This is a genomic window from Lentzea sp. NPDC060358, from assembly GCF_042725365.1.
Classification (GTDB): Bacteria; Actinomycetota; Actinomycetes; order Mycobacteriales; family Pseudonocardiaceae; genus Lentzea.
Genome location: NZ_JBHXCW010000035.1, coordinates 38,851 through 48,720, shown reverse-complemented (window position 1 = coordinate 48,720; position 9,870 = coordinate 38,851). Strand labels below are relative to the sequence as shown.

Annotated in this window: 7 protein-coding genes; 1 reads left to right on the top strand and 6 read right to left on the bottom strand. The window is 73.5% G+C overall.

The genetic code is table 11. The features are described 5' to 3' along the window. Positions 1-59: 59 nt before the first annotated feature. The 6 genes from ACFWGZ_RS10735 to ACFWGZ_RS10710 all read right to left on the bottom strand — a co-directional run bounded on the left by ACFWGZ_RS10735 (position 60) and on the right by ACFWGZ_RS10710 (position 8,095). Positions 60-233: a thiazolylpeptide-type bacteriocin gene (locus ACFWGZ_RS10735; protein ID WP_382451258.1), complete on the bottom strand. Its 174-nt coding sequence runs from the start codon at positions 231-233 to the stop codon at positions 60-62. A 133-nt stretch (positions 234-366) separates the two neighbouring features. Then, positions 367-3,051 carry a BTAD domain-containing putative transcriptional regulator gene (locus ACFWGZ_RS10730; RefSeq protein ID WP_382451257.1) on the bottom strand — a complete coding sequence of 895 codons (2,685 nt, stop codon included), beginning with the start codon at positions 3,049-3,051 and terminating at the stop codon, positions 367-369. Positions 3,052-3,356: 305 nt separating this feature from the next. Continuing rightward, positions 3,357-3,632 carry a PASTA domain-containing protein gene (locus tag ACFWGZ_RS10725; protein ID WP_382451256.1) on the bottom strand — a complete coding sequence of 92 codons (276 nt, stop codon included), beginning with the start codon at positions 3,630-3,632 and terminating at the stop codon, positions 3,357-3,359. Between the two features lie 6 nt (positions 3,633-3,638). Beyond that, entirely contained in the window at positions 3,639-4,274 is a 636-nt protein-coding gene (locus ACFWGZ_RS10720) for a TetR/AcrR family transcriptional regulator (RefSeq protein WP_382451255.1), read from the bottom strand. A gap of 8 nt (positions 4,275-4,282) precedes the next feature. Next, entirely contained in the window at positions 4,283-6,607 is a 2,325-nt protein-coding gene (locus tag ACFWGZ_RS10715; RefSeq protein ID WP_382451254.1) for a glycoside hydrolase family 3 C-terminal domain-containing protein, read from the bottom strand. Between the two features lie 390 nt (positions 6,608-6,997). Then, positions 6,998-8,095 carry a PucR family transcriptional regulator gene (locus ACFWGZ_RS10710; RefSeq protein ID WP_382451253.1) on the bottom strand — a complete coding sequence of 366 codons (1,098 nt, stop codon included), beginning with the start codon at positions 8,093-8,095 and terminating at the stop codon, positions 6,998-7,000. A gap of 106 nt (positions 8,096-8,201) precedes the next feature. Between ACFWGZ_RS10710 and ACFWGZ_RS10705 the strand changes: the two genes are divergently transcribed. Further along, the gene (locus ACFWGZ_RS10705) at positions 8,202-9,869 is read left to right on the top strand and encodes an FAD-binding dehydrogenase (protein ID WP_382451252.1); all 1,668 of its coding nucleotides are present in this window, start codon (positions 8,202-8,204) and stop codon (positions 9,867-9,869) included. Position 9,870 lies beyond the last annotated feature (1 nt).

The following is a 9,870-nucleotide window of genomic DNA, read 5'->3' as shown; positions in this document are numbered from 1 at the left end:
CGGCAGGGCCGCCAGACGCACGAGGGCGTACGGCGCTGCTTCTCCCTGCACGCGATCGGTCATGCGGCCGGGAGCTGGGGCTGAACGCAGCTGCTGCAGGACGAGCTGCCGCAGGAACAGGACGAGGCCGCGCCGGACGCGCCGGACTCGGGCAGGGCGACGGAGTCGCGCATCGTGGTGACCGCGAGGTCGCCCAGCTCCAGGTCGTCGAGGTCGAACGAAAGGTCCTTCATGCCGTGTCCTTCGCATTAAGTTGTGTCGAACCGGCCAGGGGGCAGGCCGTCCGGACACGGTCGCAAGGCGCGGTACGGCACGGATCGCGCCTTGCTTGATCGCCACGGCACTCCGGGTGGCACGCTCCGGGGCTCAGAGCCGGGACCGCACCTCGTCCGCCTTCGGCTCGCCCAGCTCCTCGAACAGCGCCACCGACTCGAGCCAGCACTTCTCGGCGCCGCGCCGGTCCCCGAGCCCGTCGAGCGCGAGGCCCAGGTTGTCGAGCGACTCGGCCTGTCCGTACAGGTCGCCGATCTCCCGGAACGTCTCCAGGGCGCGCTCCACGTACGACACGGCCTGCGGGAAGTCGAGCAGGCCCCGGTGCACCTCGCCGATGTTGTTGAGCAGGATGGCCTCGCTGTACGGGTCCTTGATCTCCTGCCGGATCTCCAGCGCCCGCAGGTAGCGCGCCAGCGCCACGTCGAAGCGGCCCGCGTCGGCGTGCAGCAGGGCGATGTTGTTGAGCGTCACCGCCTCGGTGTGCGGGTTGCCCAGTTCGCGGGCGAGGGCGGCGGCGTTCTCGAAGCACGTCAGCGCTTCCTCGGACCTGCCCTGCACCAGGTGGACGATGCCCAGGTTGTTCCAGGCCGGTTCCTCGCGCGCCCGGTCGCCGATCGCGCGGAAGATCGCCAGTGCCCGCTGGTAGCAGTCGATGGCCTCGTCGTGGCGGCGGACCTCGCGCAGGCCGATGCCCAGGGTGATCAGCATCCTGCCCTCGGCGACGTGGTCGCCCGCCGCACGGGCGGCGGCCAGCCCCACGCCGTGCGTGTCGATCCAGTCGGCCCAGTGCTTGCGCAGGTTGAAGAAGTCCCACAGGCACTGGGCGAGCAGCCAGGAGTGTCCCGGCAGGTCGTGCTCGGCCGCGTCGCGGACGGCGGCCACCAGGTTCGCGCGTTCGGTGTCGCACCACAGCAGGGCGGCGTCGCGGTCGGCGAACGCGCGGGGGTGCACGGCCGGGTCGGCGGGCGGGACCTCGAGCTTGCGCTGCGGGTTGAGCTGCCGGGCTCCCAGCCACGACGTGTGCACGTACCAGTCCAGCACCCGCCGCCGGGCCAGGGCCCTGGCGGGCGGGGGTTCGGCGGCCGTGACCTGGTCGACGGCGTAGGCGCGCAGCAGGTCGTGCAGGCTGTAGCGGCCGGGGGTGTGCTGCTGGAGCAGGTGTTCGTCGAGCAGCGTCTCCAGCAGGTCGCCCGCCTCGTGGGCGGTCAGGCCGGCGAGGGCGGCGGCGGAGTCGGCGGTGACGTCCTCGCCGGGGTGGAGTCCGAGGAGGCGAAACAGGCGCCTCTGGTTGTCCGGCAGCGCCTGGTACGAGAGGTCGAACACGCCCCGAGCACCGAGACCGCCCCCTCTTTCCAGCTGCGACACGAGGTCCAGCACCGTCCACTGAGGACGCCGGGCGAGCCGTTTCGCGGCCAGCGCCACGGCGATGGGCAGATGCCCGCACAGCTCGGCCACCCGCAGCGCCGCCTCGCGGTCGGCGTCCACCCGGTCCGCGCCGGCGATCCGGGAGAGCAGCCCGACGGCCTCGCCGGGGGTGAAGACGTCGAGGAACAGCGACCGCACGCCGTCGAGCCGCAGCAGCGTGCGGCGGCTGGTGATCAGGACCGTGCACGACGCGCTGCCCGGCAGCAGCGGCCGGACCTGGTCCTCGCTCGCGGCGTTGTCGAGCAGCACCAGTGCGCGCTTGCCGGCCAGCCGGTCCCGGTACAGGGCGGCCCGCGCCTCCAGCGACTCGGGGATCTGCCCGCCCGGCACGCCCAGCAGCCGCAGGAAGCTCTCCAGCACCGCGGCCGGGTCGGCGGGCAGCTCGTCCGCGTCGAACCCGTGCAGGTCGGCCCACAGCTGCACGTCCGGGTACCGCTGCACGAGCCGGTGCGCCGCCCGCACGGCGAGCTTCGTCTTGCCGACCCCGGCCATGCCCTCGATCGCGGAGATCACGACCGTGGTGTGCGGGCCCGGTTCGCACAGCCGGCGCAGCTCGGCCTCGCGCCCGGTGAACTCGGCGATGTCCATCGGCAGCTGGCGGTGCGCGGTCAAGGCCGCGGGCGAGGGCACCCGGCTTTCCAGGACCACCTGCTGCAACTGGCGCAACCGCGCGCCCGGCTCCACCCCGAGCTGCTCGACCACGTGCCTGCGGGCCGTCGCATAGATCTCCAGGGCCTCACCGCGGCGGCCCGACCGATCGAGCGCGAGCATCAGCTGCGCCCACAGCTCCTCCCGCAACGGGTGCAGCGCCGTCTCCCGCCGCAGCCGGTCGATCACGTCGTCGAACCGGCCGAGCTCGAGCGCGGCCCTCGCGTGGCGCTCCACGGCGGAGAGCCTGCGCTCCTGGATGCGGGTGAACTCCGCGCGCAGCAGCGGTCCCGCGTTCAGCTCCGCGGTGGGGATGCCGTGCCAGCGGGCCAGGGCCTGCGCGAACGCCGCCGCCGCGGCCTCGGTGTCGTTGTCCGCCAGCGCGTCCTCACCGGCGCGCACCTGCTCGTCGAACGCGTCGAGGTCCAGCTCGCCCGGCTCGACGGTGAGCTGGTAGCCGTGCCCCGGCCGCGTCACCAGCCGGTCGCCGACGACCTTGCGCAGCCCGGCGACGTACGTGCGGAGGTTCGACTCGGGCGACACCGGCGGGACGTCCCACACCGCGTCCGTCAGCTGGGCGACGCTGACCGCCTCGTTCGCGTGCAGCAGCAGCATCGTCAGCACCGCGCGCTGTCTCGGTCCTCCCAGCTCCAGCAGTGCGCCCTCCCGCCGTACCGCCAGCGAGCCGAGCAGCAGGAACTCCACGGGCGTGTCTCTCCTCGATGATCGGCAACCGTCGGCACCGCCATCCTCGCGCACATCCTGACCGTCTGTGCACGGCCTGGGCGAAATCTGTGCACGCCTCCTGGCACCTTTGTCCACAGAGCCGGTACCTGCGCCGCCAGGCCCGGGAACACCCGGGATTTGGGGGTCGGCGCAGTTGCCGGACCCGGTTGGCCCACGAACCCGGCCGGCGTGTGAAAGTCACCGCACACGTCGGCCACCTCTCCTCGAGACCGGTGGCCCGGACGGGTCCCCCAGACTGCACTCCGGGCCACCACCTCGCGAGATCAGCCGTCGGAGCGCTTCAGCGCCTCACGACGTTCGGGCAACGGTCTCCGCGGCTCTCGCACCCCGCTGCCGTCCCCGCCGCCCTCGATCCGGACCGTCACGACGTCCCAGCGCCGCATCCGCGTGCCGGGGGCGGGACTTTGCGCCACGACGACGCCGTTGAGCACGGGCCGCGGACCGTCCGGATCGGGACCCTGCAGGAGCACACCCGCGTCGTGGCCTTCGAGCCACGCGTCGAGCGCCTGCTTGCCGTGGAAGTTCGGAACCACCACCATCTGACTTCACCCGCGACCGACGGTACCCCACCTCGCCCGCAGCGCGGAGGTGAAAACCTCGAACTCGGCCACCATCGGCACCTCGTCCGGGCGCAGCAACCACTGCTGCTGCAACCCGTCGACCACCGCGATCGTCGTGCTCACGATCGACGAGACCGGCGTGTCCGGCCGGAACTCGCCGCGGTCGACGCCCGCGCGAACGGCCTCGCACAGCCAGGTCCGAATGCCCGCGTAGTGCTGCTGCACCCAGTCGTGCGCCGGGTGCGCCGGGTCGACCGCCTCCGCAGCGAGCCGCACGAACAGCCCGACCAGGCCGGGCCTCGTCGAGTTGCGCGCCACGAGCGCGGTCAGCGCGTCGAACGCCGCCCAGCCCAGCGGGGCGCCGGTGCCGCCCGCCAGGAACGCGCCGTCCTGCCGGTCGCGCTCCTGCAGCACGGCCGCGAGCAGCGCGGCCTTGGTCGGGAAGTGGTGCAGCAGACCGGACTGGGAGAGTCCGGTCCTCGCCGCGACGGCCGCGACGGACGTGCCCCGGTAGCCCGCCAGGGCGAAGAGCTCGGTGGCGGCGGCCACGGCCTTCGCCCGGGACTCCTCACCGGAGACGTCCACGCGCGACCGGGCTCTGGACCGGGGTGGGAACGACACGGCTCACCTCATTCCCGTCCGGTCCGCAGGGTGGCCCGGACGTCGCCGAGCCCGCGGGCCACCAGCACCTCGCCGCCGCGCAGCGGCTGCCAGCCGTCGAGCCAGACCCGTTGCACCCGAGGCGAACACGTCACCTCCACCCGCGCGGTCTCCCCGGCGGGGACGTCGGCGGTGGCCCAGCCGATCAGCCGGACCGGTTCGGCCTCGGGCCGCAGGTAGACCTGCACGACCTCGCGGCCGGGCCGGTCGCCGGTGTTGGTGACCGGTACTGACACGACGCCGACCAGTCCGTCCACAATGGACACCGATGGCGTGCCGTACTCCCACGTCGTGTAGCCGAGGCCGTGGCCGAACCAGAACAGCGGATCGGACGCACCCCGGTGGCCGATCGCGGTGCCCTCGTCGTACTTCAGCTCACCGTCGACCGGCACCGGCGGCAACGCCCCGGCGTCGGTGCGCGGGAACGTGGTCACGAGCCGTCCCGCCGGTTCGACGTGCCCGAGCAACGCCGCCGCCACCGCGTCACCGGCCTCCTGGCCCGGCAGGCCCGCCCACAGCACGGCGTCGACCTGGCCGAGCCACGGCATCAGCACCGGGGTCGCCGCGTTCAGCACGACCACCGTGCGCCGTGCGGCCGCCGCCACCGCCGCGACCAGGGCGTCCTGCTCGCCGGGCAACGCCAGCGTGGTCTTGTCGAAGCCCTCGGTCTCCTGCTCGTCCGTGAGACCGACGACCACGACCGCCACGTCGGCCTCGCGCGCCGCCCGCACCGCGGCGCCGATCGCGTCGGCGGGAGGGCGCGGCACGGGCTGGGCGATCAGCCCGGCCAGCGCGCTGGCCCCGCGGACCCGGGCCGTGATCCGGTCGCCGGGACGGAGCCGCACCTCGGTGGTCCAGTGCGGCGGCTTCAGCAGCGCCTCCTCGACGATGCCGTCCGCCCAGGCCAGTCGCGCGGAGTGCGTCCCGCCGCCCGCCTCGAGCGTCCAGTCGCCGAAGCCGCGCACGCCGACGAGCAGCGTCGCCGGCTCGTCCAGCACGACCTCGCCGGACACCTCGATCGACGCGGCGCCCTGCGCCCAGCCGCCGTACGCCGCGAGCTCGGCGACCTCCATCTCCCGCGACGCCAGAACCTCCCCGCCGTCGTCGTACGTGGTGGCGCGGATGTTCGTGAGGATCTTCGGGGCCGCGTACCGCTGCCGCACCTCCACACCGTCCACAACGGACACGTTCGGCCCGGCCGCCGCGGTCAGGCCGTCGGCGACGCTGATCACGTGCGGTGGCCGCAGTCCGGCGGAGCCGCCTCCCTGGGCGACGGTGTCGAGCGCGTGCCGGCCGATCAACGCCACCCGTGACGACGTTTCGAGCGGCAGTGCCCCGGAGTTCTTCAGCACCACCATGCCCCCGGCGGCGAACCGCCGCAGCTGCTCGCGCCTGCTCGCGCCGTCCGGCGCGGGAAGGCCGGAGGGCCACGCGCGCTCGCCGCCGAACGCGCCGGTCCGCGCGGCCAGGAGCAGCAGGCGGCGCACGTGGTCGTCGACGGTCTGCTCGCTCACCTCGCCCGCTTCGACGGCGGCGACGAGCTCGTCCTCCCACGGCCCGCCGGGGCCGGGCATGACGAGGTCGAGGCCGCCGTTCGCGCTGGCGGCGGTGGACTTCGTGGCGAACCAGTCGGACATGACCAGGCCGTCGAAGCCCCACTCGCCCTTCAGCACGCCCTCGACCAGCTCGGTGTGCTCGGTCGCGGGTACGCCGTTGACGTTGTTGTAGGCCGCCATGACCGCCCACGGCGAGGAGTCCTCGACGACGATCTCGAACGGCAGCAGGTACAGCTCGCGCAACGTCTTCTCGTCGAGCACCATGCTCGCGGTGCGCCGCTCGGTCTCGGACTCGTTGGCCACGTAGTGCTTCGGCGTCGCCGCGATCCCCTTGTCCTGCAACCCGCGCACGTACGCGGCGGCGAGCACGCCGGTGAGCAGCGGGTCCTCGCTGTAGGCCTCGAAGAGCCTGCCGCCGAGCGGGGTGCGGTGCAGGTTGATCGTCGGGCCGAGCACGACGTGCACCTGCTGCGCCGCCGCCTCGTCCGCGAGCACCTCGCCGACCTCGCGGGCCAGGCCGGGGTCCCAGTGCTGCGCGAGCAGGGTCGCGTTCGGCAGGACGCAGGCGATCGTGCCGCCGCGCAGCTCCGCGCCGCGGACACCGGTCGGGCCGTCGGAGAGCTTGAGCGCCGCCAGCCCGATGCGCGGCTCGGCGTGCAGCGCGAAGAGCGCGGAACCGGTCAGCAGCCGCACCTTGGCGGGGAGGTCCAGGCTCGCGATCGCCGTCTCGATGTCCATGTGCCGAGCCAACCAGCGGCACCGACCAAGTGGTCGGTCGGTATATGCGGCCGTGACCGTTCGGTTATCTGGCGGTGATGTGCCGCCGTGTTCGCCCTGCCGGCGCTGGGATCCGGACGGGTGGTGTCGAGGTCGGCGCTGGTCGACGCCCTGTGAGGCGAGGACGTGCCGCCGACGGCGGCGAAGACGCTGCAGGGGTACGTGGCGAAGGTCCGCCGGGCGCTGGAACCGGTGGGGGCTCCCGGTGTCGTCGGCAGCACCGCTTCACCTTCGACTGCACTTCCCCCGCCAGGACCCGAGGAACCTGGCGGAGACCGGCGACCGCCACCCAGGCGGTCGACACGCTCTGAAGGACGGGAGCCGCGCCGCGGAGCGGATCGTGTTCTCCGGTCAGCGCCGGGAAAGCCGGGCGCACTGCAGGACGAACAGGTCCCACGGCCGGCGCGGGTCGCGTCCCGTCAGCGCCGTGATCCGCCGGATCCGGTAGCGCACGGTCTGCGGGTGGACTCCCAGCCGTGCCGCGACTTCCTCAGCGCTGGCCGAGACGAACAGCGCGTCCAGGGTCTCGAGGAGGTGCGCCTGGGCCGCGATCGCCGCCAGCACGGTCGACGCCGCGCGGTCCGGGTCCGCGTCGGCGCGCCCGGCCAGCAGCGCCAGCACCTCGGCGTCGCCGCGGTCGAAGACCAGCCGGTCCGCGGGCGCGCGGTCCAGGCACGCCTTCGCCAGCCGGAACCAGCGCGGGGCCTCGTTCGCGCCGATGTCCGCCAGCACGCAGCACCGCGTGCCGCGGCGGTGCACCGCCTTCAGGTCCGCCTGCCCGGTGACGACGACGCCCGTTCCGTCGATGACCGCGTGCATCGCCGGCTCGGCCACGGCCGGCAGCACGGCGTCGGCGGGCGCACCGGGCTGGAGCACGACGACGGTGAACTGCGGGGGGAGCCGCACGCCGAGCTCGCGCAGGCGGGCGCCGAACGCGCCTTCGTGCGCGTGGCGGCCCAGCACGAGGTCGCTGACCAGCCGCCCGATCGCGCGGTCGCGGTCGGTGCTGATCGAGTTCCCGGCGGCCTGGTAGCCGTCGTGCAGCGCGTCGGAGAGCCGGTCGTCGGCGGCCAGCCAGACCCTGGTGAGGTCGGCCATGTCGCCGGCGGTCAGCACCTCGCCGAAGCGGTCGGCCACGTAGCCCATGAACGCGCTGGCGGCGACCCGGTAGGACCGCAGGATCACCGACAGCGGCCGGCCGTCGCGCGCCCGCACGGCGCCGACCCCGCGGAACCGGTTGGCGTCGGCCTCCGTCAGCGCCGTGCCGGTCGCCCACAGCTCGAGCACCCGGTCGACGTTCCAGCGGATCTGCGCCCGCACCTCCTCGAGCTGCACCGCGTCGAGCACCTGGTAGCCGGGGATCTCCGCCAGGATCACGTCCATGAGGTGCTCGGTCAGCACGGCGTCGCCGGCGATCTGCCGGCGCACCTGGTCGCGGGTGTCGGGCACGGGACAGCTCCTTGTCAGAGGATGACAAACCTAGCTGTCGGATGCTGACAAGTCATCTGGTTCGCCGTGCGCGCGCCGAGGAGAGTGGCGGCGCAGGACAGGGACGATGTGGAGAGTGCGCGTGGACACCGATGTGATCGTGGTCGGGGCCGGTCTGGCCGGCCTCGCCGCCGCGGCGGAGATCGCCGATGCGGGCAAGAAGGTGCTGCTGCTGGACCAGGAGCCCGAGCAGTCGCTCGGAGGACAGGCGTTCTGGTCGCTCGGCGGGCTGCTGTTCGTCGACAGCCCCGAGCAGCGCCGGCTGGGGATCAGGGACTCCCGCGAGCTCGCCTGGCAGGACTGGCTGGGCAGCGCGCAGTTCGACCGCCCCGAGGACGAGTGGCCGCGGCGCTGGGCCGAGGCGTACGTCGACTTCGCGGCCGGCGAGAAGCGCAGCTGGCTGAAGGGCATGGGGCTCAAGGTGTTCCCGGTCGTCGGCTGGGCCGAGCGCGGGGACGGCCGCGCGAACGGCCACGGCAACTCCGTGCCGCGGTTCCACATCACCTGGGGCACCGGGCCCGGTGTCGTCGAGATCTTCGAACGGCGGGTGCGCGCCCACGCGGCCACCGGGCGGATCACCTTCCGGTTCCGCCACTGCGTCGACGAGCTCCTGGTCGACGGCGGGACCGTGACCGGCGTGCGCGGCCGGGTGCTCGCCCCGAGCACGATCGAACGCGGCCAGGCCTCCTCCCGGGACGTGGCGGGGGAGTTCGAGCTCCGCGCGCAGGCGGTGGTCGTCAGCTCCGGCGGCATCGGCGGCAACCACGACCTCGTCCGCGAGGCCTGGCCCGAGCGCCTGGGCACCCCGCCGAAGACGATGGTCGCCGGCGTCCCGGCCCACGTGGACGGGCGGATGATCGGCATCACGAAGACCGCCGGCGCCCGCGTGATCAACGCGGACCGGATGTGGCACTACGTCGAGGGCCTGCGCAACTGGAACCCGATCTGGGAGAACCACGGCATCCGCATCCTGCCCGGCCCGTCGAGCATCTGGCTGGACGCGACCGGCAAGCGCCTGCCCGCCCCGTACTTCCCCGGCTTCGACACCCTCGGGACGCTGAGCCACCTGCGCGGCACCGGCTACGACTACTCGTGGTTCGTGCTCACCCAGAAGGTCATCGAGAAGGAGTTCGCGCTCTCGGGCTCCGAGCAGAACCCCGACCTGACCGGCCGGGACCTCAAGCTGCTGCTCGCGAGGGCCCGCGGCAACAACCCGAACTCGCCGATCGAGATGTTCAAGAAGCACGGCGCGGACTTCGTCGTCGCGGACACGCTGACCGAGCTCGTCGCCGGCATGAACGAGGTAGGCGACGCCGAGTTGATCGACGAGGCGTCCGTGCGCACGCTGCTCGAGGCGCGCGACCGCGAGCTCACCAACCCGTTCTCGAAGGACGCGCAGGTGACGTTCCTGCAGCAGCACCGCTCCTACCGCGGCGACAAGCTGCTGCGCACCGCGAAGCCGCACCGGTTCCTCGACCCGGCCAACGGCCCGCTCATCGCCGTGCGGCTGAACGTCCTGACCCGCAAGACGCTGGGCGGCCTGGAGACCGACCTGTCCGGCCGGTGCCTCGTGGACGGCAGGACGCCCGTGCCCGGCCTGTACGCGGCCGGTGAGGCGAGCGGCTTCGGCGGCGGCGGGATGATGGGCTACAACGCGCTGGAGGGCACGTTCCTCGGCGGCTGCCTGTTCTCCGGCCGCACCGCGGGCCGGGCCGCCGCCGCGGCGATCGGGTGAG